This window comes from Stappia sp. 28M-7, from assembly GCF_014252955.1.
GTDB lineage: Bacteria > Pseudomonadota > Alphaproteobacteria > Rhizobiales > Stappiaceae > Stappia.
Genome location: NZ_JACMIA010000001.1, coordinates 4,105,915 through 4,131,821, shown reverse-complemented (window position 1 = coordinate 4,131,821; position 25,907 = coordinate 4,105,915). Strand labels below are relative to the sequence as shown.

The 25,907-nt window shown below is 66.9% G+C and carries 21 protein-coding genes and 1 tRNA gene; 5 read left to right on the top strand and 17 right to left on the bottom strand.

Annotated elements, in window-relative coordinates; all coding sequences use genetic code 11:
- The first annotated feature begins 149 nt into the window (after positions 1–149).
- Positions 150–1,094 (top strand): DMT family transporter, encoded by a 945-nt coding sequence (locus H7H34_RS18545; protein ID WP_185926077.1) that lies wholly within the window; start codon positions 150–152, stop codon positions 1,092–1,094.
- Here the strand turns inward: H7H34_RS18545 and H7H34_RS18540 are convergent.
- The 3 genes from H7H34_RS18540 to H7H34_RS18530 form a co-directional block, all read right to left on the bottom strand.
- The gene (locus H7H34_RS18540) at positions 1,091–3,289 is read right to left on the bottom strand and encodes a CHASE2 domain-containing protein (protein ID WP_185926076.1); all 2,199 of its coding nucleotides are present in this window, start codon (positions 3,287–3,289) and stop codon (positions 1,091–1,093) included. The two genes, H7H34_RS18545 and H7H34_RS18540, sit on opposite strands and share 4 nt — an antisense overlap.
- A gap of 150 nt (positions 3,290–3,439) precedes the next feature.
- Entirely contained in the window at positions 3,440–4,342 is a 903-nt protein-coding gene (gene rpoH / locus H7H34_RS18535) for an RNA polymerase sigma factor RpoH (RefSeq protein WP_067218790.1), read from the bottom strand.
- A 158-nt stretch (positions 4,343–4,500) separates the two neighbouring features.
- Positions 4,501–5,538 carry an RluA family pseudouridine synthase gene (locus tag H7H34_RS18530; RefSeq protein WP_120269573.1) on the bottom strand — a complete coding sequence of 346 codons (1,038 nt, stop codon included), beginning with the start codon at positions 5,536–5,538 and terminating at the stop codon, positions 4,501–4,503.
- Here H7H34_RS18530 and H7H34_RS18525 point away from each other — a divergent pair.
- Positions 5,537–5,896: a hypothetical protein gene (locus tag H7H34_RS18525; RefSeq protein WP_120269572.1), complete on the top strand. Its 360-nt coding sequence runs from the start codon at positions 5,537–5,539 to the stop codon at positions 5,894–5,896. The genes H7H34_RS18530 and H7H34_RS18525 overlap by 2 nt on opposite strands.
- 189 nt (positions 5,897–6,085) lie before the next feature.
- A tRNA-Glu gene (locus tag H7H34_RS18520) sits at positions 6,086–6,161 on the top strand.
- 259 nt (positions 6,162–6,420) lie between these two features.
- On the opposite strand, the gene H7H34_RS18515 is transcribed toward H7H34_RS18520, so the two are convergent.
- The 7 genes from H7H34_RS18515 to H7H34_RS18485 all read right to left on the bottom strand — a co-directional run bounded on the left by H7H34_RS18515 (position 6,421) and on the right by H7H34_RS18485 (position 13,544).
- Positions 6,421–7,284 (bottom strand): CheR family methyltransferase, encoded by an 864-nt coding sequence (locus tag H7H34_RS18515; protein ID WP_120269571.1) that lies wholly within the window; start codon positions 7,282–7,284, stop codon positions 6,421–6,423.
- Complete coding sequence (locus H7H34_RS18510; protein WP_120269570.1) at positions 7,281–8,426, bottom strand: protein-glutamate methylesterase/protein-glutamine glutaminase; 1,146 nt, start codon at positions 8,424–8,426, stop codon at positions 7,281–7,283. The genes H7H34_RS18515 and H7H34_RS18510 overlap by 4 nt, the downstream gene beginning before the upstream one ends.
- Positions 8,427–8,511: 85 nt before the next feature.
- Positions 8,512–8,877: a response regulator gene (locus tag H7H34_RS18505; RefSeq protein ID WP_067218802.1), complete on the bottom strand. Its 366-nt coding sequence runs from the start codon at positions 8,875–8,877 to the stop codon at positions 8,512–8,514.
- 47 nt (positions 8,878–8,924) lie between these two features.
- Positions 8,925–9,404, bottom strand: coding sequence for a chemotaxis protein CheW (locus H7H34_RS18500; protein ID WP_067218805.1), 480 nt, complete (start codon positions 9,402–9,404; stop codon positions 8,925–8,927).
- Entirely contained in the window at positions 9,401–12,166 is a 2,766-nt protein-coding gene (locus H7H34_RS18495; protein ID WP_185926075.1) for a hybrid sensor histidine kinase/response regulator, read from the bottom strand. The genes H7H34_RS18500 and H7H34_RS18495 overlap by 4 nt, the downstream gene beginning before the upstream one ends.
- A 131-nt stretch (positions 12,167–12,297) precedes the next feature.
- Entirely contained in the window at positions 12,298–12,942 is a 645-nt protein-coding gene (gene chpT, locus H7H34_RS18490; RefSeq protein ID WP_120269568.1) for a histidine phosphotransferase ChpT, read from the bottom strand.
- Positions 12,943–13,103: 161 nt separating this feature from the next.
- Positions 13,104–13,544 (bottom strand): hypothetical protein, encoded by a 441-nt coding sequence (locus tag H7H34_RS18485; protein ID WP_208996736.1) that lies wholly within the window; start codon positions 13,542–13,544, stop codon positions 13,104–13,106.
- A 215-nt stretch (positions 13,545–13,759) separates the two neighbouring features.
- Here H7H34_RS18485 and H7H34_RS18480 point away from each other — a divergent pair, with 215 nt between their 5' ends.
- On the top strand, positions 13,760–14,362 hold the full coding sequence (locus tag H7H34_RS18480) for a DUF1134 domain-containing protein (protein WP_120269567.1): 603 nt from the start codon (positions 13,760–13,762) through the stop codon (positions 14,360–14,362).
- 159 nt (positions 14,363–14,521) lie between these two features.
- Complete coding sequence (locus tag H7H34_RS18475) at positions 14,522–15,751, top strand: coiled-coil domain-containing protein (RefSeq protein WP_147421884.1); 1,230 nt, start codon at positions 14,522–14,524, stop codon at positions 15,749–15,751.
- 42 nt (positions 15,752–15,793) lie between these two features.
- On the opposite strand, the gene H7H34_RS18470 is transcribed toward H7H34_RS18475, so the two are convergent.
- The 7 genes from H7H34_RS18470 to H7H34_RS18440 form a co-directional block, all read right to left on the bottom strand.
- A complete protein-coding gene (locus H7H34_RS18470; RefSeq protein ID WP_120269565.1) occupies positions 15,794–16,630 on the bottom strand; it encodes a dipeptide ABC transporter ATP-binding protein in 837 nt (278 codons plus the stop codon).
- Entirely contained in the window at positions 16,627–17,505 is an 879-nt protein-coding gene (locus H7H34_RS18465) for an ABC transporter ATP-binding protein (protein ID WP_185926074.1), read from the bottom strand. Before H7H34_RS18465 ends, H7H34_RS18470 begins: the two co-directional genes overlap by 4 nt.
- A gap of 3 nt (positions 17,506–17,508) precedes the next feature.
- Entirely contained in the window at positions 17,509–18,426 is a 918-nt protein-coding gene (locus tag H7H34_RS18460) for an ABC transporter permease subunit (protein ID WP_185926073.1), read from the bottom strand.
- 13 nt (positions 18,427–18,439) lie between these two features.
- Complete coding sequence (locus tag H7H34_RS18455) at positions 18,440–19,447, bottom strand: ABC transporter permease subunit (RefSeq protein WP_120269750.1); 1,008 nt, start codon at positions 19,445–19,447, stop codon at positions 18,440–18,442.
- Positions 19,448–19,572: 125 nt separating this feature from the next.
- Positions 19,573–21,177, bottom strand: a complete 1,605-nt coding sequence (locus tag H7H34_RS18450; RefSeq protein WP_209006250.1) for an ABC transporter substrate-binding protein — start codon at positions 21,175–21,177, stop codon at positions 19,573–19,575.
- Between the two features lie 363 nt (positions 21,178–21,540).
- Positions 21,541–24,036: a mechanosensitive ion channel domain-containing protein gene (locus tag H7H34_RS18445; RefSeq protein ID WP_185926072.1), complete on the bottom strand. Its 2,496-nt coding sequence runs from the start codon at positions 24,034–24,036 to the stop codon at positions 21,541–21,543.
- Between the two features lie 130 nt (positions 24,037–24,166).
- Entirely contained in the window at positions 24,167–25,753 is a 1,587-nt protein-coding gene (locus H7H34_RS18440; RefSeq protein WP_185926071.1) for an aldehyde dehydrogenase (NADP(+)), read from the bottom strand.
- Positions 25,754–25,907: the final 154 nt, after the last annotated feature.

Sequence of the window (25,907 nt, the reverse complement as noted above, 5' to 3'; positions counted from 1 at the left end):
AAAAATGATCCTGACCCCGCTTGCCGCCCGCTACAAGCCCTTGTTTCGACTTTTCAACCTTGGATGGCGGGCGGCGTCTCATATCGGGTGGGCGCGCGGTAGCACGCGCGTTAGGCATGGACGGCATATGCGCGCGTTGGGGGAAGACGATGTCCTGGAAGAACTGGCTGCTGCTTGTCGCGCTCGCGCTCGTTTGGGGCGCGACCTTTCCCTTCGGCAAGATTGCGCTTGTGGAGATTCCGCCCTTCGTTCTTGCCTTCCTGCGGGTGCTGCTGGCCGCGCTCGTCCTGCATGGGCTGCTGGCGATGCGCGGACTTGTGTTTCCGCGCGACCCTTCCACGCTCGCTGCCTTCCTGGTGATGGGGCTGCTCAACAATGCGATCCCCTTCTCGCTGATCCTGTGGGGCCAGACGGGCATTTCGGCGAGCCTTGCCTCGATCCTCAATGCGACGACGCCGATCTTCACGGTGCTGGTCGCCTCCGTGCTCTTTCGCCAGGAGGTCTTGCGGGCGCACCGCGTCGCCGGCATTGCGGTGGGCTTCGCCGGCGTGGCGCTCCTGCTGCTTCCCGGGCTGGAGGCGGGGGCGCTGGCGGGTCTTTCGGGCGAACCGGTCTGGGCTCAGGCCCTGTGTCTGGGCGCCGCGCTGTCCTATGCCTTTGCTGCCGCATTCGCCCGCCGCTTTCGCGGTGTCCCGGTCATGGTCGCTGCGACGGGGCAGCTGACCGGATCCAGCCTGTTGCTGCTGCCGCTCGCCGTCTGGCAGGCAAGCTCCATGCCGGGCGGCTGGACCCCGGCCATGGCGGGGCCAGCGGCATGGGCTTCGGTCGCGGCCCTCGGCACGGCCTGCACCGCGCTCGCCTATCTCATCTACTTCCGCCTGCTGGCCGACGCCGGAGCCACCAACGCCTCGCTGGTCACGCTGCTGATCCCGGTCTCGGCGGTGCTGATGTCCGCGAGCCTGCTGGGCGAGGCCCTGTCCGTGTTGCAGATGGCTGGAATGGGGGTGCTGATTTTCGGGCTGCTGCTGCTCGATGGGCGCGTGCTGACGCTTTTTGCTCGGCCGCACCGCCCGGCCGGAGGCGGGCTTTCCTAAGCCGGCGCGCGCTGGGGCATCACCTCGATGCGCTCGGCGAAGCGGTCGTAAATGTCGGACAGCCGTTCGGGGGCCTTCTCGCGGCAGGCGGCAAGGCCTGTGCGGGCCGCCTCCAGGTTGCCGGCGTCGATTGACGCGACCATCGCCGCGTGGGTTTCCGCCAGTACCTTGAATTCTTCTCCGGCGGCATAGTCGGGGTCGCCGACCAGGGCGAACAGGCGGATCGGCACGCTCTTGCCCTTCAGCGGGATCGCGCCGGCCTCCAGGAAGGCAAACCCCTCGGCCGCGCGGGCGGTGTCCTCGGAGACGACGCAATCGGCGCCGACTGCCTTGCAGCTGGACTCGATCCGCGCCGCGACGTTCACCGCATCGCCGATCACCGAGTAGTTGAAGCGGCGGTCGGAGCCCATGTTGCCGACGCAGGCCTCGCCGGTGTTGAGCCCGACGCCGATCCGTACCGTCTGGGTCGGCAGGCCGCGCTCGCGGAAGCGGAAGGCATCCTCGGCATTCAGCCGGTCCACGATCCGCACCATCTCCAGCGCCGTCCGGCAGGCCTTGGCCGCATGGTCGTCCACGTCCATCGGCGCGTTCCAGAAGGCCATGATGCTGTCGCCGATATACTTGTCGATGGTGCCGCTGCGCGCCTGGATCTCATCGGAGAGCGGCGACAGCAGCGCGTTGAGGAAGGCGACGAGATCCGTCGGCGTCAGCTGCTCGGAGATCGGGGTGAAGCCCCGCACATCCATGAACATGATGGTCATGTCGCGCATCTCGCCGCCGAGCCGCAGCGCGTCGGGCGCCGTCTCCAGCCGCTTGACCATTTCCGGTGCCAGATACTGCCCGAAGGCGGCCCGCACGAAGCGCTTCTCGCGCTCGGTGAGGAAATAGAGCAGCGCGGTCGCCGCCGCGTAGACGACAAAGAGGTTCACGGCGGTCGGATAAAGCGGATCGAGCAGCAGCCCTTGCGTGCGGAACAGGTGGATGGCGCCGGCATAGAGCGAGAAGGCGATCACGCCGCCGACCACGGCCGCCCAGATCGAGCCGAAGGCGATGATCAGCGCGATGACGATCAGGCCGAGCAGGAAGGTGGCGATGATCTCGGCGCCGTCCGCCCAGTCCGGCCGGCTGAGGAAGGTCCCGGCGAGGATCTGCTCGGCGGCCTGCGCGTGGACCGAGACGCCCGGCACGAGATCGCCGAGCGGCGTGGCCCGGATATCGTAGAGCCCGACCGAGGACGTGCCGATGAAGACGATCTGCCCCTCGATCTGCGGCGCAAGGCTCGCGCGCGTCTCGGGATCCAGCACGTCGGCGGCCGAGACGTAGCGGTCCGGCCGATCCTCGTTGAAATACACCCACAGCTCGCCCTGTGCGGTGGTGGGGAAGGGCAGGGCGCCGACCTTGATGTCTGTTACGGCCGCAGCGCCGGCCCCCAGTTCGCCGCTCGCATCGGCGGAGCGGATGATGAAGGTCCCGGCGCCCTGGGCGACCCTGAGGGCTTCCATCACCAAGCTGGGGAAGAGGCCCGTGCCGTCGGTGAAGACCATCGGCACGCGGCGCACGATGCCGATCGTGTCGCGGCTGGAAAGACTGACGCCGCCGCTTCCGGTGGCGGCCTCCTCCAGCACCGGCAGGCTGACCAGCGCGGAGGCGAAGGATGGAATGCTGCCGGTCGGATCGCTGCCGGCATGGGCAAAGCCCGCCTTGGCCGCCGGCTTGCCGCCATTGGCGTTGGGCAGCGTCGCGAAACCGAGCACGACGGGGGCCTCGGCAATCGCCTCGGCGAAGACCTTGTCCGTGTCGGGCAGGCGCTCTGCCAGCCCTTCCAGCGCCGCGTCGTTGCCGATCTTCAGGTCCGGGACATAGCGATGCGGCGAGAGGCGGTCGGGTTCGGCGAAGATCACGTCGTAGGCGATGGCGGCAGCACCGAGCTCCGTGAGCGCGCGGGTCAGCTCGGCCAGAGTGTCGCGGCGCCAGGGCCACTGGCCGTGAACGGCCAGGGAGCGCTCGTCGATGTCGACGATGCGCACGGGGAACTCGCCCTGCGGACGGGGCCAGAAGCGCTGGTATCCGTCGAACCCCATCAGGCGGATGGCGGAAACGAAGGAGGGGTCGTAGGCCCGCAGCGCGGTGACGACGAACAGGAACAGGCATCCGATCGCAGCCACGAGCAGGTGCTTGCGTTGCGTGATGCGCATGTGCTTGTCCGCCTCCCCTGATGCGGTCCGTTGCGTCGCGGGAAGGTTAGAGCATCGGGCCTGAAAGGGGAATCCGCTTTGCGGGAGGCTCGCGTCCCGCGCGATGGGCGCGGGACTGCGATTTGGCGGGCGAGACGGGCCGGGTGCCCGTCAGGCCTGGCCGGCGATCTGGGCCTGCGGCTGTTCCAGCTCGCGGGCGCCGCGGCGCACCGCCTTCTGCACCTTCTCGAAGGCGCGAACCTCGATCTGGCGCACGCGCTCGCGGCTGACGCCGAACTCGGTCGACAGGTCCTCGAGCGTGATCGGATCCTCGGACAGGCGGCGGGCCTCGAAGATCCGCCGTTCGCGGTCGTTGAGGACTTCCATCGCATCGCCGAGCAGCTTGCGCCGCTGATCCAGCTCTTCCTGCTGGGCGAAGATCGCCTCCTGGCTGTCGCTCTCGTCGACGAGCCAGTCCTGCCACTCGCCGCTGTCGGCCTCCGCGCGGATCGGCGCGTTGAGCGAGGCGTCGCCGGCGAGCCGGCGGTTCATCGAAACGACCTCCTCCTCGCTGACGCCGAGCTTGGTGGCGATCTCGGTGACATGCTCGGGACGCAGGTCGCCCTCGTCGAGCGCCTGGATGCGGCCCTTGAGCCGGCGCAGGTTGAAGAAGAGACGCTTCTGGTTGGCGGTGGTGCCCATCTTCACGAGCGACCAGGACCGCAGGATGTATTCCTGGATCGCGGCCTTGATCCACCACATCGCATAGGTGGCGAGACGGAAGCCCTTGTCGGGCTCGAAACGCTTCACCGCCTGCATCAGGCCGACATTGCCCTCCGACACGACCTCGGAAATCGGCAGGCCGTAGCCGCGATATCCCATGGCGATCTTGGCAACGAGCCGCAGATGCGAGGTCACCAGCCGCTCGGCGGCGGCCGGGTCGCCATGCTCCTTGTAGCGCTTGGCGAGCATGTATTCTTCCTGCGGTTCCAGCATGGGAAACCGCCGGATTTCGTCCAGATATCGGCTGAGACCGCCTTCGCCGGAACTCAGCGCCGGAATGTTCTGGGCCATGAATGCACCCTTTCTCCCAACGATCCCTCCGGGGTCGCGTCGGCCCGGGCCGGATGCGCAACCGCCATCGCAGGGCATTCTGTTTCGGCGCCCGAATGGCACGCCGGACTTCCCAATATAGGGTTCATTTCGGCAATATCAGGACATAATTTTGCAAATTATGCCGGCGAAAGCGTCCGGATTGCCTTGAGCAGGGTGTCCATGTCTTCGGGAAGGGGGCTTTCGAAGCGCAGCGTCTCGCCGGTCGCCGGATGGGCGAAGGCGAGCAGGCCTGCATGCAGGGCCTGGCGCGGGAAGGCGTCCACCACCTCGCGGACCTCCTCGGGCAGGCGCGCGGACTTGGTGCGGAAATGCGCGCCGTAGTCGGCATCGCCGACCAGCGGGTGGCCGATATGGGCCATGTGCACGCGGATCTGGTGGGTGCGCCCGGTTTCCAGGCGGCAGGCCATCAGGGCAGCGATCGGGGGGGCGTCCTTCGCGCCGAAGCGCTCGCGCACCTGCCAGTGCGTGATGGCGTGGCGGCCGCCGGATTTCGTCACCGCGATCTTCTGCCGGTTGGCGGAGGAGCGGGCAAGATCCGCATCGACAGTGCCGCGCAGCTGCATGGGCGCACCCCAGACCAGCGCGACATATTCGCGCTCCAGCGGCCCGGTGCGGCCGTGGTCGGCAAACTGTGCGGCGAGCCCCTGATGCGCAAGGTCGGTCTTGGCAACGACCAGCAGGCCGCTGGTGTCCTTGTCGAGCCGGTGGACGATGCCGGGGCGCTTGACGCCGCCGATGCCCGACAGGCTGTCGCCGCAATGGTGCAGCAGCGCGTTGACGAGCGTACCGCTCCAGTTTCCGGGACCGGGGTGGACGACGAGGCCGGCCGGCTTGTCGATCACGACAAGGTGTTCGTCCTCGTAGACGATCGTCAGCGGAATATCCTCGGGAGTCGGCTCGGCCTCTTCCGGCTCGGGCAGCTCCAGCGCCAGTTCCTCGCCCGAATTGACCCGGTATTTGGGCTCCATTATGGTCCGCCCGCCGACGCGCGCCCGTCCCTGACGGATCAGGGACTGGATGCGGCTGCGGCTGATTTCCGGCAGGTGGCGGGCAAGGCAGGCGTCGAGGCGGCTGCCGGCATCCTCATCGGAAACGGCAAGGGCTGCGATCGCGACGCCATCGGCATCGCCTTCCTCTTCAATGGACATAGACATGACACATCCGGCAATGGACGACGAAGACCGCGACGCGGAAGCCCCGCTGGATCCGGCGATGGAACGGGTTCAGAAGAAGCTGAAGCGGCTGCTCGCCGTCTCTAGCCTCGTCATGGTGCTCGGCTTCATGGCCGTTCTCGCGGCCATCATCTACAAGCTGTCCGAAAGCGGCAAGCGGGCGGACGGGAGCGATATAGCCGCAACGGTGGCCATCGGCAAGGACGGGCGGGTGGAAAGCATGGTCCTGTCGGGCGATCGGCTGATCCTGCTGGTGCGCGACGGCACCGCCAGCAAGCTTCTGCATCTGGAAGCAGCGACCGGCCGGCTCATCGGCGAGACCACGTTCGTCGCGCAATAACGGCAGCACTGCCCGGCCTCGCGGCGGCTCTCCGGGAGAGCGCTGCCGCGGGCGAGGGCGCCTTCGGACAGGCGAGTGGGCAAAATGCGCCTCTTTTTTCACTGTCCACAGGCTTTGCGAAAAATGGGGCTTGCATTCGGCGCGCGAGCGTTCTATCCACGCCTCCTGTTCGCCACTGACCGGCCCGACGCCCCCATCGTCTAGCGGTCTAGGACGCCGCCCTCTCACGGCGGAAACAGGGGTTCGAGTCCCCTTGGGGGTGCCAATCTTCCGGCAGTCGCTTGAAAGACAAGCGACTTGCCTCCGGTGCTGCGAAACCATCCAAAAATCGAGACGACCTGTCACCCTCACGGGCTGATCCATTGCGTCCGCGGTCCAGCATTCGCCCGGTCATCCGGCCCGGTGAGCTATTGCTTCGCCCGGGCTGTCGCGTGCTGCCCTGTGTCCGGCGCATTGCCCCAATGCAAAACGCCGGCGCGTTGGCGCCGGCGTCTCGTGTTCGTGCAGGTGCGGTTTGCCGCGTGTCAGCCCGCCACCTGGAAGCGCGAGCGGGATGCAAGTCCCTGCGTGCCGGTGGCAGCCGTCGGCTGGTAGAGGCCCCGCAAGTCCGGAACCGGCCGGAAGGCGTCGGTGAGGCCGACGACGGTCTCGGCCGCACCCAGCACCAGGTAACCGTCGGCGGGCATCTGCTTGGAGATGCGCTGCAGCACGTCCACCTTGGTCGGCTGGTCGAAATAGATCAGCACGTTCCGGCAGTAGACGATGTCGAAGGAGCCCAGCGTGGAGAAGCTCTCCAGCAGGTTGAGCTTGCGCCACTGCACCATGGAGCGCAGCTCCGGGTTGACCTGCCACAGGTCGCCCTTCTGGGTGAAGTACTTCAGCAGCATCTGGATCGGCAGGCCGCGCTGGACCTCGAACTGGCTGTAGATGCCGTTCTTCGCCTTCTCCAGAACTTCGGTCGACAGGTCTGTGCCGATGATCTCGACACGGAAGCCGGCGAGCTTCTGGGCTGCTTCCTTCAGGCAGATGGCAAGCGAGTAGGGCTCCTGGCCGGTGGAGGCGGCCGCGCACCAGATGCGGATGGTCCGGCGGTCGGCGCGGGCCTTCAGCATGGCGGGCAGCATCACTTCCCGGAAGTGCTGGAACGGCATGCCATCGCGGAAGAAGAAGGACTCGTTGGTGGTCATGGCTTCGACCACCTCGGTGCACAACTGCGCGCCGGTCGGCTTCTGCATCGCCTGGACGAGCTCCGACAGGCCGGCGAGGTTGTGACGCCTTGCAACCGGCAGCAGCCGGCTTTCGACCAGGTACTGCTTCTCGTTGGTCAGGACCAGTCCGGACTTGGCCTTCAGGAACTGCTTGAGATACTCAAACTGTGACGCAATCACCTGGGGCCTCCACTCAACAATCCGGAGATCTTGGGGCCGATACGGGTGATCGGCAGGATCTCGCAACACATGCCCGTCTGCGCTGCCGCACCGGGCATGCCCCATACCACGCTGGTCGCCTCGTCCTGCGCGATGACGCTGCCGCCGCCGGCGGCGATGGTGCGCACGCCGGCTGCACCGTCATGCCCCATGCCGGTCAGCACCACTGCCAGGGTGGCGGAGCCGTAGATCTTGGCGACGCTGTCGAACAGCGGATCGACTGCGGGCTTGCAGAAATTCACCGGCGGGCTGTCGTTCAGGCGTGCCACGACCTGGCCGCCGTCCTTGTCGATGACCATGTGCAGTCCGCCCGGCGCCACATAGATGTGACCGGGCTTCAGCACCTCGCCGTTTTCCGCTTCCTTGGCCGGGCGCAGCGCCGCCTTGGCGATATGCTCGGCCAGAATGGCGGTGAAGGTCGGCGGCATGTGCTGGGTCACCACCACCGGCACTTCGCGGATCGCGGTGCCGATGTCGGTGAACAGCTGCTGCAGCGCCTGGGGACCGCCGGTGGAGGAACCGATGGCAAGGATGCGCGGCCGGGCGCTGGAATAGGCGCGGGTGCGGATCGCGGGAGCTGCGGCGGGTGCCGCGGCGCCGGCGGCCAGACGCGTGTAACCGGCCGGTGCCGAGCCGGCCGGGGCCTGCGATGCGGTACGGCCGGCTGCGGTCTGGGCGCGCATCATGCGCCCGCCTGCCGAACTGCTTCCGCGGCGGCGCTGACCCAGAGCCTTCACCTTGTCGATGAGCTCGCGGCGGAAATCGATCGAGGTCGTGACCTCGCTGGTCGATTCCGGCTTGGGGACGTAATCCTGCGCTCCGAGCGAGAGGGCGCGCAGGCTGACTTCGGCATTGCGGCGGGTCAGCGTCGAGGCCATGACGACGACGAGATCGCGCTTCTTGCGCAGCATCAGGGGAAGGGCGGTCAGGCCGTCCATCTCCGGCATCTCGATGTCCAGAACCACGACATCGGGGTTGGAACGTTCGATGTCGTCGACCGCGAGCTTGCCGTTGCGATGGGAGGCGACGAGCTCCAGAGCCGGGTCTGCCTCGACCCAGCGGCTGAGCAGGCCGCGGATGACGACGGAGTCGTCAACAACCATGACGCGGATGCAATCCGCCCTGGCGCCGTCCCGGGGGGCCGGCGCTGAAGAACTGGCGTTCATGTGGTACAGCCCTGCAGAGGGGTTAGAGCAGCCCGGCCTCTTGAAACTTCGCTTCCACGATGTCCTTGTCGAACGGCTTCATGATGTACTCGTTGGCGCCCGCGCGCATGGCGCGGGTGATATGGGCCACGTCATTCTCTGTGGTGCAGAAGACCACGATGGGCTTCTCGCCGCCATATTCCTTGCGCAGCGCCAGCAGGAACTCCAGACCGTCCATCTCGGGCATGTTCCAGTCCAGCAGGATCGCGTCGGGCATGCGCTCGCGGCAGGCCTGCAGGGCCTTGAGACCGTCCTCGGCCTCGGAGATCTCGAAGGAGAGGTCCTCGAGAATGCGGCGAGCGACCTTGCGGATGACGCTGGAGTCGTCGACGACCAGACAGTGCTTCATATCTTGTTCTCCCGAGTGCCGGGTTTCTCTTCGCCGGTTTGGTCGCGTCAGGCCGCCGCCATGGGCTCGAACATCGCTCCGAAGAGGCGGGTGACGTCGAGGATGATCATCAGCTTGCCGTCCAGCCGGTGCACGCCGCCGGAAATCTCCGCCCAGCGCTTGTCGAGGTTGGACGGGTTCGGCTCCATCGAGTCGTTCGACAGGCGCAGCACCTCACCAACCTGGTCGATGACGAGGCCGTAGCTCTCGCCCTTGTGCTCGATGCCGACCGCCATGACCTGGGCGTTTGCATCCCTGGCCGGCAGGTGCAGGCGCTTGCGCATGTCGATCGCCGTGACGATGCGGCCGCGCAGGTTGAGCACGCCTGCCACTTCCGGAGCGGCCAGCGGCACGCGGGTCACGCTCTCCGGAACGAAGACGTCGTGCACCTGGCTGATCGGCAGCCCGAAGAGCTGGCCGCCGATGATGACGGTGACATACTGGATGGTATCGTCGATACCGGCCGCGAGATTGTCGTTGTGCCTCATGCCGCAATTCCCATTTCACCGGCGAACAGGTCCTTCAGCGAGGCGATCAGCCCCGGACGGTCGAACTTCGCCACATAGTCGTCGAAACCGGCCTGACGGCCGCGCTCGATGGAGGCCGGGGAGACCACGGCCGACAGTGCCAGAACCGGCATCTTGCGGAAGCGCGGATCGCGACGCAGGGCCTCGCAGAACTCGAAGCCGTTGATTTCCGGCATCTCGATGTCGCTGACGATCGCCTGGAACGTGTCGCCGTTCTCCAGCAGCTCGAAGGCCTGGCGCGCGCCGTTGACGGCGGTGACGTCATAGCCGGCCGCCTTAAGGACGGGCGTCAGCATGTTGCGGAAGAAGGCGCTGTCGTCGACCAGAAGGACCTTCTTGGTCAGCGCGGCGATGTCCATCTCCTTGCGCATGAACCAGTCCTCGAAGGCCTGCGGCAGGTAGTAGCCGAGGTCGATGATCTCGGTCGCCTTGTCCTTGATGACCGCCGATCCGAGGATGCCGGCCCGGTCGGAGCCGACCTCGATGTGCATGCGGTCCTCGACGATGTCGACGATCTCGTCGACGACGAGGCCCATGGAGCGGCCGGCGTCGGAGAAGACCAGCATCGGCTGGGTGCCTTCGCCGCGGCGTGTCTGGGAGGCTTCGATGTAGACCAGCGGCATCAGCGAGCCGCGATACTGCACCAGGTCCCGGCCATTGGAATGCTCGATCTTGGAGACCTCGAACTCCTCCAGGCGGGTGACCAGCGACAGTGGCACCGCCTTGGGCTCGGGCGAGCCGGCACGGAACAGCAGCATCGACACGGTCGACTGCCCGTCGAGGGCGGAGGTCATGGCGTCCTCGGCTTCCTTGCGCTCGTTCTCGGCGACGACGCTGGAGGCATGGCTTGCCATGGCCGAGGCGACGCCGTTCGGATCGATGATCATGATCACCGCACCATCGCCCAGGATGGTGTTGCCGGAGAACATGGTCAGGTTGCGCAGCATGGAGGACATCGGCTTGACGACGATTTCCTCGGTGTGGAACACGCCGTCGACGACGACGCCGAAGGTCTGGCTGCCGACCTGCATCACCACGATGAAGCCGGTGTCGGACTCGATCTCCTGATCGCCGCCATTGGGACCGACGCCGAGCAACTGCGACATGTGCACCAGCGGCAGCAGCTTGTTGCGCAGGCGCAGGACAGGCGTGTCCTTGATGCGCTCGATACGGTGCTCGGAGTTGGACTGGACGCGCACCAGCTCGACCACCGACAGCTGCGGGATGGCGAAGCGGTCGCCGCCGGCCTCGACGATGAGCGCCGAGACGATGGCAAGCGTCAGCGGGATCTTGATGATGAAGCTCGAACCGCGGCCCGGAACCGAGCGCAGATCGATGGTGCCGCCGATCAGCTCCACGTTGTTGCGCACCACGTCCATGCCGACGCCGCGGCCGGAGACGCTGGTGATGTTCTGCGCCGTGGAGAAGCCTGCGTGGAAGATGAACTTGTGGATCTGCTGATCCGTCATCTTGTCCAGCTCGGCCTCGGAGGCGAGCCCGCGCTCCAGCACCTTGGCCTTGACCCGGTCGACATCGATGCCGCGACCGTCGTCCTTGACCTCGATGATGATGTGGCCGCCTTCATGATAGGCGGACAGGGTGATCGTGCCCTTCTCCGGCTTGCCGGCAGTGCGGCGGTCGGACGGCATCTCCAGCCCGTGATCGGCGGAGTTGCGGATCATGTGGGTGAGCGGATCCTTGATCAGCTCGAGAACCTGCCGGTCCAGCTCGGTCTCGGCGCCGATCATTTCCAGCTCGATCGGCTTGTCGAGTTCCTGGCTGAGATCGCGGACGATGCGCGGCAGCTTCTGCCAGGCATTGCCGATCGGCTGCATGCGCGTCTTCATGACGCCTTCCTGCAGCTCGGCAGTGACGTTCGACAGGCGCTGCAACGGCACCTTGAACTCGGAGTCCTCGTGACGGCGGACGATCTCGAGCAGCTGGTTGCGGGTCAGGACCAGCTCGGAGACCATCGTCATCAGATGTTCGAGCGTCTCGACCGCAACGCGAATGGACTGGCTCGAAACAGATGCCTTCTTCTCGCCCTTCTCGGCGGTCTCGCGCGGTGCCGAAGCTTCGTCGCGAGCGCGGTTGCGCGGGGCGAGCGGCGCCGGCGGGGCGGCTTCCGCCTCCATCTCGGCATCGGCCTCGATCTCGGTCAGGGGAGCGGAAACGGGGAGTTCGACCTCGACCTCGGCTTCGCGGAAGGCACGCTCCAGCTCGTCGAGGGAGACTTCGCCGGGACGCAGCGGGCGCTCCAGCACCTGCTCGACCAGCTCGCCGCGGGCCATGCCGTCGTCTTCGGCCTCGGCCGCGTCATCGGCTGCTGCATCGCCGCGGGTGTCGGCTTCCAGCGCCATGCGCTCCAGCTCGGAGATCAGGTCGTGGTCGCTGCCGGCGGGCTCGGTGCCGTTGGCGGCCTCCAGCTCGGCCAGGATTTCCTTGATCCGGTCGATGGAGGAGAGAATGAGCGAGACCGCGTCGGGCGTCACCTTGGCGCCGTCGCGGAACTTGCCCATCAGCGTTTCGCCGGCATGGGCAAGGGCTTCCAGCCGCGGCAGGCCAAGGAAGCCGCACGTACCCTTGATCGTGTGAACGAGCCGGAAAACGTTGTCGAGAATCTTCGCGTTGTTCGGTTCCTGTTCGAACTTGACGAGCTCGACGTCGACGACATCCAGGCTCTCGTTCGTTTCTGTGAGGAACTCGCTAAGCAGGTCGTCCATGGCCACACTCACCCGACTGGTTACTGGTACACGATCCGGACCCTGTATCCGGACCACCCATCCCTGCCAGAGACAATGCGGCTTAAACAGTTAAGATAGACTGAAACAGCCTGGGGTGCTTTTGACGCAGTTTAACCTATCGAGGCTGCAGTAATGCTGACTCCGTCGTCTTCCTTAACGACTTCTAAATCCATGCCCGACTCCCGAGCCAAAAGCACTGCATAGACCGGCTGGACGGTATGCGCGTCGATCCTCTCCGGCTCCTTGCCGGATGTCATCTCGAGGACAAGAGCAGGAACCTTGGTTGTCGATCCGGTTACTTTCAACCGGAAGGTAGGCGCCTGCGCATCGCCGTCCATGGTGACGGTGATCAGGCCGCCGCGCGGGACACATTGATTGGCCAGCAGGATCAGGTTGAGCAGCAGCTTGACCCGGTTCTTGGCCATCAGCAGACGGGGCACCTGCCAGTCCAGATCCGCCTTCTCGTTGGCCAGGAAGCCGGCCGCGACCGAATGGGCATCGCCGAGGTCGATCTCCGCGCCGGCCGATCCGGCAGCGCCGAAGGCAAGACGCGCGAACTGCAGCTTCGCCGAGGCCTGACGCGCACTCTTGCGGATCAGGTCCATGGCGAATTCCTTCATGTCCTCGTTGTTCTCCTCGTCGAGAACCTCAAGGCCATTGGTAATTGCGCCAACGGGAGAAATGATGTCGTGGCAGACGCGGCTCGCCACCAGGGCGGCAAGATCGAGGGCGCTGAGTTCGTCGATGGCGGTCATGCGATGTCCTTGCGGATGTCCTGGCAGTGAGCGTGACGGTCTTGCCGGTGGCCGTGGCCGATGCGGTGCTGGCACAAACCCGCCGCGCGGCACGATTCGGCCCTTGCGAAAGGGTTACACCGCCCTTCCCATGCTGCCAAGCCATCCGGCGATGGCGGAATTCAGCGGCTGCACCCTTGCGCCCGCGCCCGGCTCTCCGCCTCGGCGAGCAGGCTGGCCGGGTCGGAGAGGAAGAGGAAGCGGTTGATCTCCGAATGGAAGAGCAGCAGGCGACCTTCATGCAGCGCGAAGATCAGCGGGTTGCCGATGGTGACGAAGCCTTCCGCCAGAGCCAGCGGATCGCAGCCTTTCAGATGCGGGGCATAGATCTGCGGGTCCTTCTCGAAGGCGGCGCGGTTGCCCTCGTTGACGAACATCCACACGGTGTCGTCCCAGCGCAGCTCCTGGCGCCGGTCGCCCTCGCGCGGCATGCGGTCGATGAAATAGGCGACCGGGTCGCGGCCGCCGAGCGCATAGCCCGAAACCGGGTCGGTGGCGTAGTCGAGGCCATGCGCGGGACCTGCCAAAAGGGCGAGCGCCAGCACGGCCGGGAGGGCGCGCAAGTATCGGTGCGCCGTCCACCATAATCTTTTCCGATTTCGACTACACTCTGACATCGAATCAGTCCCGCGATCCCCGGACGATGACTGTGCCCGCAAGGCGGGCCCGGGGGCAACCGCGGAGGTTTCCGGCGCGGCCCGCGTCCGGCGCCGGTCGTGCCGGCCGCCCGCAAGGCTCGCGCCGTTCCCTTGCATGAGAGCGTTGAGGACGGACCATCATGACGCGACTTTCCCATCTTCGCACCCGCCGTTCTGCGGCTGCCTTCGCCGCAACGCTGGTTCTCGGCCTCGCCGCGCTGCTTTCCGCGGGCGTGCCGCAGGCGCGGGCGCAGCAGCCGGAGCAGTACAGTCAGGGCGAACTGGTCGATGCCGGCCACCGCTTCTTCGGCCAGCTGTCGGGCGGACTTGCCTCGGTGGTGGAGCGCGCGGTCTCGCAATACGGCCAGCCGAACGGCTACATCCTCGGCGAGGAAGGGTCGGGCGCGCTGCTGGCCGGTGCCCGCTACGGCGAGGGGCAGCTCTACACGCGCAACGCCGGTAACCACAAGGTGTTCTGGCAGGGGCCGTCCTTCGGCTGGGACATCGGCGGCGACGGCGCCCGGGTGATGATGCTGGTCTACAATCTGCCGGACACCTCGGCGATCTACCGCCGCTATGTCGGCGTCAACGGCTCCGCCTATCTGATCGGCGGCTTCGGCATGACGGTGCTGTCCAACCACGACATCTACGTGGTTCCGGTGCGGGCCGGCGTCGGTGCGCGTCTCGGCGTCAATGTCGGCTACCTGAAGTTTACCGACCAGCCGACCTGGAACCCTTTTTGACAGCTGACCTTGCGAGATGCTTGGCGCATGACCCTGCGTCTTGTATCAGAAGGCATGGTAAAACTTGCAGGCGTGCCGATGCGGCCGCCTGCGGCGGCCGGGCTCCAGGCGCGCATGCGGGCCTGCGAGGTTTCAGGGGCCAGACGGTGGTGAGCGGTCTTGATTGAAGCGGCAATGTATGTGGCCCTCGGCTTCTGCCTGGCCGGCCTGCTGTCGGTGGCGCTCATGCCGACCGTGTGGCGCCGTGCGGTGCGGCTCACCCGTGCCGCCGTCGAGGCGACGACACCCATGACCCATGCGGATGTGCGCGGCGAGATTGCCGGCCTGCGCGCCAGGCATGCGGTCGACTACCGGAAACTGGAGGCGGGGCTGGAGCGGCTGCAGCAGCAGGCGACGGAAAACCGCATCGCGCGGGACCGTGCCGAGGCGGTGGCGGACGACCTGCGCGCCGAGTTCCGCGCCAAGGATCAGGCGCTGGGCGACGCGATGGCGCGCGAGGAAGACCTGCGCCGCGAGATCCATGACGGCGGCGAGGCGCTGGCGCGGGCGAAGGCCCGTATCCGCGAGCTCGAGCGCAGCCTCAAGCGGTTGATGGCGGCGGCGGAGACAGCGACGGCCGGCAAGGCGGATGGCGAGGAGGCGGCTGCCGAGGGCGGGATGCCGACGCTGGTCGCCGTGCCCTCTGCCGTCGTTGTGCCTCAGCCGGTTCCGCAGGCTGGCGATCCGACTGGCGATCAGGCTGGCGAGGATCCGATGGGCCGTGCCTCCGAGCTTGCCAAGGTGACCGCGCTGGAGGTCGAGATCGCCGCGCTCAAGCGCAGGCTGAAGCGCGCCGAGGAGCGTGCCGCCCAGTCGGGCGAGGCAGGCGATGCGGCTGCGGAGCCGGCATCGGGGGGAGCCCGAAGCGCCGGTCTCAGCCGTCAGGAGTTGCGGGCCAGAGACGATCGGCTTTTCGAGGCGGAGTCGCGCCTGATCGCCGCGCAGGCGGAGATCACCCGCCTGTCGGTGCTGGCGGAGGGCGCCCAGGGCGACGAGACGCTGGCCGGGGAGACTGCGCGCCTGCGCACCGAGAACGAACGCCTGCGGGCGGAACTGCGCGGCAACGATGATTTCCTTGCCCTGCGCTCGGAGCTTGCCGGTCTGGCCGCTTCCGTTGCCGCTTCTCTTGGAACCGACGAGGATCTGGCTCCGGTTCTGCAGGCCGTCGCCGATGCGGAGCAGGTGTCCGCTGCCGAGGGCGAGCGCGCCTCGGGCAGCGCGGTCACCCAGTCGCTTGCCGCGCGCATCCGTGCGGTGCGCGAGCGCAAGTCGCAGGCGGGGGACGGCGCGCCGACACCGCCGGAGGCGCCCAAGCGGGCGACGCGCAGCAAGGCCAAGGCCGGCGGCTGATCGCCCGATCCGACGCAGATACCCGGGCCGCCGCCCCGGCACTCAGCCGGCGGCGGCCTTCTTCTTTTCCAGCCGGGCACGGATGCTTGCGACATCGGCCTTTGGCGTCGCCGCGAAAAGCGTGCGCGTGTACTCGTGCTGCGGGTTCTCAAAGACCTCGTCGCGCGTGCCGTATTCGACCGCCTCGCCGAAATACATCACCATCACCTTGTCGGCGATGTAGCGCACCACCGACAGGTCGTGGCTGATGAAGACGTAGGTGAGGCCGAACTCGTCCTGCAGGTCGGCGAGCAGGTTGAGGATCTGCGCCTGCACCGAAAGGTCGAGCGCGGAGACCGGCTCGTCCAGCACCAGCAGGCGCGGGCGCAGCATGATCGCGCGTGCAATCGCCACGCGCTGGCGCTGGCCGCCGGAGAACATGTGCGGATAGCGCCCGTAATGTTCCGGCTTCAGCCCGACCTTCTCCAGCATGGCAAGCGCCGCATCGCGCCGTTCGGCCGCGCTCATCGAGGTGTTGAGCAGCAGGGGCTCTTCCAGCACGGCGCCGATCTTCTGGCGCGGATTGAGCGAGCCGTACGGGTTCTGGAAGACGATCTGCACCGCCTGGCGCATTTCGCGGGTGACGCCGTGGCGGGCGATGTCGATCGCCTTGCCGTCGATCTCGATGGAGCCGGAGGTCGGCTGGTCGATCATCGTCAGCATGCGGGCGAGGGTCGACTTGCCGCAGCCGCTTTCGCCGACCACCGCCAGCGTCGTGCCGCGTTCCACGTCGAAGCTGACGCCCTTGACCGCGTGCAGCAGGCGGGGGGCGGAAAACAGGCCGCCGCCGATCTCGTAGTCGCGCTTGAGGTCGCGGACTTTCAGGATCGCATCGCTCATGAGCGCGCCTCCCGCCCGGTATCCGCCCCGTTGCCGGCACCCGGCGTGAAGTCCCTGCCGAAATCGGCGACGGTCGGCAACCGGTCGCCGGTGGCGTTCTCGGGCAGGGCCGACAGCAGCGCCTTGGTGTAGGGATTGCTTGGGTTCTCGAACAGGGTGAGCACGTCGGCGGTTTCCATCTGGCGCCCCTGATACTGGACGACCACCCGGTCGGCGGTCTCGGCGACGACACCCATGTCGTGGGTGATCATGATGAGGCCCATGCCGTGGTCGCGCTGCAGGCCGGTCAAAAGGTCGAGGATCTGCTTCTGGATGGTGACGTCGAGCGCGGTGGTCGGCTCGTCGGCGATCAGCAGCTTCGGATTGCAGGCGGTGGCGATGGCGATCATCACCCGCTGGCACTGGCCGCCCGACATTTGGTGCGGGAACGCGCCGACGCGGCGTTCCGGCTCGGGAATGCCGACGGCGGTGAGCAGTTCGATCACCCGGTCGCGGCGCTGCCGGCGGTCGAGCTTCGTGTGGGTCTTCAGCGCCTCGTCGAGCTGGAAGCCGACCGTGAAGCACGGATTGAGGCTGGCGATCGGCTCCTGGAAGATCATCGCGATGTCCTTGCCGATGACCTGGCGCCGACGCGCTGCGGACAAGAACCGGAGGTCTATGTCCTCGAAGGTCATCTTGTCGGCGGTGACCGTCGCCGTGTCGGGCAGCAAGCCCATCAGGGCCAGCATGGCGACCGACTTGCCGGAGCCGCTTTCGCCGACGATGGCAAGCACCTCTCCGGCCTCGACCGTGTAGTCGACACCGGCAAGGGCGCGGAACGGGCCGGCGGCGGTGTCGAATTCGACGCTGAGATTGCGGATTTCGAGCAGGCTCATGGGTCAGCTCCGCTTCAGCTTCGGGTCGAGGGCATCGCGCAGGCCGTCGCCGACCAGGTTGATCGCCAGCACGGTGATCAGGATCGCAAGGCCCGGGAAGGTCACCACCCACCAGGCGCGCAGGATGAACTCGCGCGCCTCGGCCAGCATGGTGCCCCATTCGGGGGTGGGCGGCTGAGCGCCCATGCCCAGGAAGCCGAGAGCCGCCGCATCGAGGATCGCGTTGGAGAAGGACAGGGTTGCCTGGACGATCAGGGGCGCCAGACAGTTCGGCAGGATCGTCTTGAACATCAGCCGCAGCTTGCCGGCGCCGGCGAGCCGTGCGGCCACCACATAGTCTCGGTTGCGCTCGGCCAGCACCGCGGCGCGGGTCAGGCGGACGAAATGCGGCTGCAGCACCAGGGCGATGGCGATCATGGCGTTGACGAGGCCCGGCCCGAGCACGGCGACCAGCACCAGCGCCAGCAGCAGCGAGGGGAAGGCGAGGATCACGTCCATCACCCGCATGATCACGGTGTCGACCCAGCCGCGGAAGAAGCCGGCGACGAGGCCGAGCACGATGCCGCCGCTGAGCGCGATGGTCACCACGACGAGACCGATGAACAGCGAGAAGCGGGCGCCGTAGATCAGCCGCGAGAGAATGTCGCGGCCGACCGCATCCGTGCCGAGCAGGAAGGCCGTCTTGCCGCCTTCCGACCAGAACGGCGGGGTGAGGAAGCTGTCGCGGTATTGCATGTCGGGATCGTGCGGCGCGACGAGCGGTGCGGCGAGCGCGACGAGCACCAGGGTGGCGAAGACCACAAGGCCGATGACGGCGCCGCGGTTGCGGGAGAAGTAGAACCAGAACTCGGCGAGCATCTGCCGCGTGGCATTGCGGCTTTCGGCCTCGACGGAGACGGCGGAAGGGGGGGTGTCGGTCATGGTCGGCTCCGGCTCAGGTGTGGCGGATGCGCGGATTGACAAGCCCGTAGAGCATGTCGACCGTCAGGTTCACGATCATCACGATGAGGGCGATCATCAGCAGGCCGCCCTGCACGACGGGGTAGTCGCGGCGGGATATGCTGTCGATCATCCACTTGCCGATGCCCGGCCAGGAGAAGATCGTCTCGGTGAGAATGGCACCGGCGAGCAGTACGCCCACCTGCAGGCCGATGGTGGTCAGCACCGGGATCATGGCGTTTCTGAGCGCATGCAGGCCGACGACGCGCAGCGGCGCCAGGCCCTTGGCTCTTGCGGTGCGCACATAGTCCTCGCCCAGCACTTCCAGCATGGCCGAGCGGGTCTGGCGGGCGATGACCGCCAGCGGGATCGTCGCCAGCACGATGGAGGGCAGGATCAGATGGCTGAGGGCCGAGGTGAAGGCACCCTTCTGCCCCGACAGGAGACTGTCGATCAGCATGAAGCCGGTGACCTGCGGGAAGAAGTACATCAGGGAGATGCGGCCCGAAACCGGTGTCCATTGCAGGATGCCGGAGAACAGGATGATGAGCAGCAGGCCCCACCAGAAGATCGGCATCGAATAGCCGATCAGCGCGGTGCCCATGATCGCCTGGTCGGCGACGGAGCCGCGCCGGACAGCGGCCAGGATGCCTGCGGGGATGCCGAGCGCCACCGCGATGATGATCGCGCACAGGGCCAGTTCGACGGTCGCCGGGAACAGCGCCATGAATTCGTCGAAGACCGGTTTCTTGGTGACGATGGAATTGCCGAGATCGCCAGTGAGAACGCCGACGATGTAGTCGAGATATTGCTGCCAGATGGGCTGGGAGAAGCCGAATTGCTCCATCAGCTGGTTGTAGCGTTCGGGGCTGAGGCCGCGCTCGCCGGCCAGCAGCAGCACGGGATCACCCGGCAGCAGGCGAATGAAGCCGAAGGCGATGATCGTCACGCCGATGAAGGTCGGAACGAGCAAGGCCAGACGGGCGAACAGGAAACGGATCATCGGATGCGTCCAAAACGACCGCACCGGCCCCGGACTGGATCCGGGCCGGTGCGGGATGGCGTTGGCCGGGCCGGTCGGCCCCGGAAGGTTACTTCCGGAGCGTTCCGGCCGCGGCGGCGCGCGGTTTACTCGGCAATGTCGACGCCGTCAAACCAGTGGCCGCCGAGCGGATCCATGACATAGCCGGACACCTTGGCCGACATCGGCATGAACACGACCGAATGGGCGATGGTGGCCCACGGCGCCTGCTCCTTGAAGACCACCTGGGCCTCTTCGTAGAGCTTGGTGCGCTCGGCCTTGTCCGAGATGGTCTTGGCCTTCTGGATCAGGTCGTCGAAGGGCTGGTGGCACCACTGGGCGCGGTTGGCGCCGCCGACGCCGTCGCAACCGAGCAGCACGGCGAGGAAGTTGTCCGGATCGCCGTTGTCGCCGGTCCAGCCGAGCAGGATGGCGCCGTCGCGGTCCTTCTCGCTCGAGCGCTTCAGATACTCGCCCCACTCGTAGGAGACGATCTCGACCTCGACGCCGACCTTGGCGAAGTCCGCCTGGATCAGCTCCGCCATGCGGCGGGCGTTCGGGTTGTACGGGCGCTGCACCGGCATCGCCCAGACCTTCATCTTCAGGCCCGAGACACCGGCCTCGTCGAGCATCTTCTTGGCTGCGTCCGGATCGTACGGATCGTCGACGATCTGGTCGTTATAGGACCACATGGTCGGCGGAATCGGGTTCTTGGCCGCCTGGCCGGCGCCCTGGAACACCGCGTCGAGGATCGCCTGCTTGTTGATGGCCATGTTGAGGGCCTTGCGAACCTTCGGGTTGTCGAAGGGGGCCATCTGGGTGTTGTAGGCGAGGTAACCGACGTTGAGGCCTTCCTGCTCCATCAGGTTCAGGTTGGAATCGGCCTTGATGTCGGCGATGTCGGCCGGTGCCGGATACGGCATCACGTGGCACTCGCCGGCCTTCAGCTTCTGCAGGCGCACCGAGGCGTCCGGCGTGATCGCGAAGATCAGGTTGTCGATCGGCTGCTTGCCGCCCCAATAGTCGGCGAAGGCCTGGTAGCGGATGACCGCGTCCTTCTGGTAGCCGACGAAGGAGAACGGACCGGTGCCGACCGGCTCCTGGTTCATCATGTCCATCTTGCCGTCCGCGGCGAGCTTGTCGGCATATTCGGCCGACAGGATCGAGGCGAAGTCCATGGCGAGATTGGCGATCATCGGCGCTTCCGGCCGGTTCAGCACGAACTTCACCGTGTAGTCGTCGACCTTGACGATCTCCTTGATGAGATCGGGCATCGACATGCCGTTGAAATACTCCCAGGACGCGCCGGCGGTGTAGGCGTGCCACGGGTGGTTCGGGTCGCGCTGGCGCTCGAAGGAGAAGATCACGTCGTCGGCGTTGAAGTCGCGGGTCGGCGTGAAGAAGGACGTGGTGTGGAACTTGACGCCCTTGCGCAGGTTGAAGGTGTACTCCAGCCCGTCGTCGGAGACCGACCAGCTCTCGGCGAGCCCCGGCAGGACCTCGGTGGTGCCGCGCTTGAACTCGACGAGGCGGTTGAACACCGGCTTGGACGAGGCGTCGAAAGTGGTGCCGGCGGTGTACAGCGCGGAGTCGAAGCCTTCAGGCGAACCCTCAGAGCAATAGACGAGGTTCTTGGCCGAGGCTGCACCGGTCGCGAACAAGGCAAGGCTGACGCCCAGAAGGGCGGCCTTCATGCTGCGGCGAATGATCATGGATACTCTCCCGTTTGAATATTCGGCATGTCGCGGCAGTGCTTCCCTTTGGGAAGGTTGTTTTTCCGCAAGCAGCCTTGATGGCACAGTAGTCGCGCCTGAAACGGGTTACAACAGGATGATGCTTTCTATTTTCGGTCCGTTTCGGGAGAAAAAACCTGCCCGACAGGCGGGCCGGGAATTTCCTCGTCACAATTGGCAAGTGTACCGAATGCTTGGCCCCAGGCGCCAATGCTGCCCGAACATGGTGGGCCGGTTGTGCCGGGGGCGCAATGCGTTGCGAGGGGGCGTGCGCCCCTTACCGGCTGCGACCGGGCGCAGGTCGCCCGGCCGTGCTTGATCGGCAGGGAAGCTTGCGCGGGATCACACCTCGTCTTCGGAGGGAATGTCCTGCGGCTTCTTCTTGCGCCGGCGGCGCGGGGCCTTGGGCTCGGCGTCGTCGGGCTGGGCTGCCTGGCTGTCCGTCTCGCCGGCCTCCGCCTTCGCTTTCGCCTTTGCCGGCTTGGCGGTCGCCTCGATCACCTTTTCCTCGTCCTCGCTCGCCGCGAGCTTCGGCGGCATGTGATAGGTGACCTGCGGGAACGGGATCTCTATTCCGCGCTCGTCGAACACGGCCTTGATGTGCTCGTTGTAGGCGCGGCCGACCGACCACTGCGATCCCGGGCGCGTCTTGATGCGGGCGCGCACGGTGATGGCGCTGTCGCCGAACATGGTGATGCCGTGCATCTCCAGCGGCTCCAGGATCTCCGACTTGTAGTCGGTCTGCATCAGCCGGTCGAAGGCCGCATGCATGGCCAGCTTCACTTCCGTGAGGTCGCTGTCGTAGGCAACGCCGATCGCCGCCACGTGATAGGCCCAGCCGCGCATGAAGTTGGCGACCCGGTCGACCGTGGAGAAGGGGATCATGTGGGCGGTGCCGTCGATGTCGCGCAGGCGCACCGAGCGGATGGTCAGCTTCTCCACCGTGCCGGTGACGCCGCCGAGCGTCACGACGTCGCCTTCGTTCATGGCGTTCTCGAACTGGATGAACGCGCCGGTGATGATGTCCTGCACCAGCTTCTGCGAACCGAAGGAGATGGCGAGACCGAAGACACCGGCACCGGCGATCAGCGGGCCGATGTTGACCCCGATCTCCGACAGGGCGAGCAGCGTGATCATCACCACCAGCAGGATCGAGAAGGCGTTGCGGAACAGGTTGAACAGCGTCTTCTCGCGCGAGGTCGGCAGGCGGCCGCGCGGGTTGAGGCGCAGGTCCACCCAGCTCATCACGGCAAGCCAGATCAGGAAGCCGATGCCGATGATGATGCCGGCGGACGCGGCGCGGCTGGTCCAGTCCTGCCCGTCGCTGGAGCTGAACCATGACAGGGCGTCGATCATGTCCCATGCCTGCAGGATGCCGATGATCACGCAGACGAAGACGCCGAGGCGGACCAGCGAGAGCACCCGCGGCACGAAGGTGTTGAGGCGCCGCTCCAGCATGGGCAGGCGCTCATGCACGTTCTGCGGCAGGCGCACGCCGCCGGCGATGGCCCGGGTCAGCGCCAGCGAGACGATGGTGCCGACCATCACCGTCAGCACCGACAGGGCGGTGGCGCGGACCATGAACGTGACCGCGTCGAAGGGCCGGGACAGCCACACGCCGAGCAGCATCAGCACGTAGATGATGGCGACGATGTGCCAGGTGCGGGCGACGATCTCCACCAGGCCGGTGGTGACGACGTTCGACTGGCGTTCTCCATAGGCGAGGATGCGTTCGCGCGTTGCCAGCCGGTTGCGCATGATCGCGGAGATGGCGATCAGGACGCTGGCCAGCACGATCATCATGCGCACCGAGTCGGCGAGCAGGAACGAGATGTTGTTGGCGATCAGCGGCACCACGACCATCGTGCCGTAGCCCAGCACGTTGTAGATGGTGAACAGCCAGCGGCGCCAGTACAGCGCCTGCTCGTCGTCGAGCGGCACCAGGCGCAGGGCGGCAAACTCGGGGCTCAGTGCGAACCGCGTCAGCACCTTGGCGATCTGGATGAAGAAGAAGGCGTTGAGGAAGAGCGATTCCACCAGCTCGACATGGCGCAGGTTCTCGCCCGTATAGAGCGCGACGGCGTAACCGGCGCCCAGCGCGATGGCCACGATCAGCGCCTCTGCCACCAGATGCAGCACCAGAAGCGTGACGCGCTTGACCACCGTCATCGACTGGTCCCGGCCGATCAGTCGGGCGAACAGCCGGTAGGCGAGCTTGTGCAGCAGCACCACGATGGCGAAGGCGACGAAGGCGATGATCACCAGCTGCAGCAGGATGCTCTGGACGCGATCCCAGTTGGCTCCGGCGCTATAGGACAGTGCCGTCGGCAGCGAGGTGAAGGAGCGGGCAATCCGCTCCACATAGACCATGCCTTCGCTGACCACATTCTGCGTGGCCATGGCGATGCGCAGAGCGATGTGGCTCGGCTGGCGCTCCGCCTCGGTCTCGGCCGGGGTTACTTCCCCTTCCGCGGCGGCCGGAGATGCGTCCGAAGGCGCGCCTTCCGCCGGTACGGGCGAGGAGGAGGAAGGCGCCGGAGCGGCCGTGCCCGGGGCGTTGGTTGGAGCGGTGGCCGGGTCGCGCTGCAGATAGTCGATCAGCGCGCCGCGCGCGCCGGGGTCCTGCAGCAGCCGGATCAGCGCGTCCGCATCCTGGCGGGTCTGCGCAACGGACTGCGCCGCTCCTGCCGGGCTTCCTGATGCCTGTTCGCCGGATTGCTGCGGTGCCGGTTGGCCGGACTGGGCGAGAGCCGGTCCCGGCAGGCCCGAAGGCAGCAGCAGGAGGGCGGCAAGCAGGAGGGGGAAGAGGAGACGGGCGAAGCGTCCGTTGCAGGGCATGCGGAATCCTTCTTTTTGCCGCATCGGCGATCCGCGCCGACCGCAAGCAGGAAGGCAGGATGCAAGACAGCGGTTTGGGAAACGGCCGGCATGTCGACCGTCTCCTGGAGGTTTCCCCTAACTACCTACCCTATCGGGGCGTGCCGTCAACCAGACGGGGGCCTTCGGCGTCCTCGCCAAGACCCTCCGGCAGCAGGCCCGCCGGCAGGTTCTGATAGGCGACCGGCCGCAGGAACCGCAGGATGGCACGCGACCCGACCGAGGTGGAGCGGGTGTCGGTGGAGGCAGGATACGGGCCTCCGTGCATCATCGAATGACAGACCTCGACGCCGGTGGAGAAACCGTTGACCAGCAGGCGGCCGGCCTTGCGCTCCAGGACGGGAACGAGCTTGCGGGCGGTTGCCATGTCCTCGGCATCGTCCGGCTCCATCAGCAGCGTCGCGGTCAACTGGCCTTCCAGCGCGGCGGCAACGGCGAGCCGCTCCTCTTCGCTGCGGCACCGCACCACGACGGCCGCCGGTCCGAACACCTCTTCCTGCAGGGCGTGCGAAGCGAGGAAGGCGGCCGCGGCCGTCTCGAAGACCGCCGGCGTGACGTGGCAGCTGCCCGGTTTCCCGCTTGCAGAGGGGGAAGCTGCAGATGTGCGCTTCGAAAGCGCGGCATCTTGCGTGCGCCCCTCGACGGCCCGGCGATAGGCGCCGGCAATGCCGGGGGTCAGCATGGCCTGAGCCGGCACGTCCGCGAGTACCGCGTCGGCGGCATCCAGGAACGCCTCCAGCCCTTCACCCTCCAGCGCCACCACGACGCCGGGATTGGTGCAGAACTGGCCGGTGCCCAGCGTCAGCGAGCGGGCCCAGTCGGCGCCGAGCGCCGCCGCGCGTGCGGCAAGGGCCGCCGGCAGGGCGAAGACCGGGTTGATCGAGCCGAGCTCCCCGTAGAACGGGATCGGCTGCGGCCGCGAGACGGCAATGTCGAAGAGCGCGCGGCCCCCGCGCAGCGACCCGGTGAAGCCGACAGCGGAGATCAGGGGATGGGCGACGAGCGCGGCGCCGGACGCATGGCCTGCGCCCTGCAGCAGCGAGAAGGTGCCGGCCGGCATGTTGCAGGCGCGGATCGCGGCGGCGACCGCGCGCGCCACCAGCTCCGCCGTGCCGGGATGGGCGGGGTGTCCCTTGACCACGACCGGGCAGCCGGCGGCCAGGGCCGAGGCGGTGTCGCCGCCGGTGGTGGAGAAGGCGAGGGGGAAATTCGAGGCGCCGAACACGGCGACGGGGCCGAGCGGGCGCAGGATCGAGCGGATGTCGGGGCGCGGCAGCGGCTTGCGGTCCGGCTGGGCGGTGTCGATGCGGGCATCGAAGCAGTGGCCGGCCTCGATCCAGTCGGCGAAGAACCGGAGCTGGCCGGTGGTGCGGCCGAGCTCGCCGGTCAGGCGCGCTTCCGGCAGTCCGCTTTCGCGCATGGCACGCGCGACGATGGCCTCGCCGTCGATCTCCATCTCCCGGGCGATACGGCGCAGGAAGGCGGCGCGCTCGGCGACCGGACGGGTGGAATAGTCGGCAAAGGCAGCCTCCGCCGCGCGTGCGGCCTTGTCGACCAGCGCCGCGTCGGCCTCGGCGAAGGCGGGGGCGAGCTGCTTGCCCGTTGCGGGATCGAGGGCGTGGAAGGCGCCGGTACCGGCGATCCAGTCTCCGGCGACGAGGTGATGACCGTTCGGCATGGGCGTCTCCAGCGCGTCAGGAACGAAGGATATCTGGCCGGCCAGCGTAGCCGGATGTCTACTCGACTACTGATATATCAGAATGGAATCAAGTCCGGGATCCGGTTGCATCCGATCCTCTCCGGCAAGGGATTGGTAACCGGAACGTGTCAGG

Excerpts from the sequence above, each read along its gene's own strand:
- H7H34_RS18460 (WP_185926073.1), bottom strand. The coding sequence starts at position 18,426 with ATGACCGACACCCCCCCTTCCGCCGTCTCCGTCGAGGCCGAAAGCCGC.
- H7H34_RS18450 (WP_209006250.1), bottom strand. The coding sequence starts at position 21,177 with ATGATCATTCGCCGCAGCATGAAGGCCGCCCTTCTGGGCGTCAGCCTT.
- rpoH (WP_067218790.1), bottom strand. The coding sequence starts at position 4,342 with ATGGCCCAGAACATTCCGGCGCTGAGTTCCGGCGAAGGCGGTCTCAGC.
- H7H34_RS18455 (WP_120269750.1), bottom strand. The coding sequence starts at position 19,447 with ATGATCCGTTTCCTGTTCGCCCGTCTGGCCTTGCTCGTTCCGACCTTC.
- H7H34_RS18495 (WP_185926075.1), bottom strand. The coding sequence starts at position 12,166 with ATGGACGACCTGCTTAGCGAGTTCCTCACAGAAACGAACGAGAGCCTG.
- chpT (WP_120269568.1), bottom strand. The coding sequence starts at position 12,942 with ATGACCGCCATCGACGAACTCAGCGCCCTCGATCTTGCCGCCCTGGTG.
- H7H34_RS18510 (WP_120269570.1), bottom strand. The coding sequence starts at position 8,426 with ATGGTTGTTGACGACTCCGTCGTCATCCGCGGCCTGCTCAGCCGCTGG.
- H7H34_RS18505 (WP_067218802.1), bottom strand. The coding sequence starts at position 8,877 with ATGAAGCACTGTCTGGTCGTCGACGACTCCAGCGTCATCCGCAAGGTC.
- H7H34_RS18445 (WP_185926072.1), bottom strand. The coding sequence starts at position 24,036 with ATGCCCTGCAACGGACGCTTCGCCCGTCTCCTCTTCCCCCTCCTGCTT.
- H7H34_RS18500 (WP_067218805.1), bottom strand. The coding sequence starts at position 9,404 with ATGAGGCACAACGACAATCTCGCGGCCGGTATCGACGATACCATCCAG.
- H7H34_RS18465 (WP_185926074.1), bottom strand. The coding sequence starts at position 17,505 with ATGAGCCTGCTCGAAATCCGCAATCTCAGCGTCGAATTCGACACCGCC.
- H7H34_RS18440 (WP_185926071.1), bottom strand. The coding sequence starts at position 25,753 with ATGCCGAACGGTCATCACCTCGTCGCCGGAGACTGGATCGCCGGTACC.
- H7H34_RS18480 (WP_120269567.1), top strand. The coding sequence starts at position 13,760 with ATGACGCGACTTTCCCATCTTCGCACCCGCCGTTCTGCGGCTGCCTTC.
- H7H34_RS18525 (WP_120269572.1), top strand. The coding sequence starts at position 5,537 with ATGACACATCCGGCAATGGACGACGAAGACCGCGACGCGGAAGCCCCG.
- H7H34_RS18545 (WP_185926077.1), top strand. The coding sequence starts at position 150 with ATGTCCTGGAAGAACTGGCTGCTGCTTGTCGCGCTCGCGCTCGTTTGG.
- H7H34_RS18540 (WP_185926076.1), bottom strand. The coding sequence starts at position 3,289 with ATGCGCATCACGCAACGCAAGCACCTGCTCGTGGCTGCGATCGGATGC.
- H7H34_RS18530 (WP_120269573.1), bottom strand. The coding sequence starts at position 5,538 with ATGTCTATGTCCATTGAAGAGGAAGGCGATGCCGATGGCGTCGCGATC.
- H7H34_RS18470 (WP_120269565.1), bottom strand. The coding sequence starts at position 16,630 with ATGAGCGATGCGATCCTGAAAGTCCGCGACCTCAAGCGCGACTACGAG.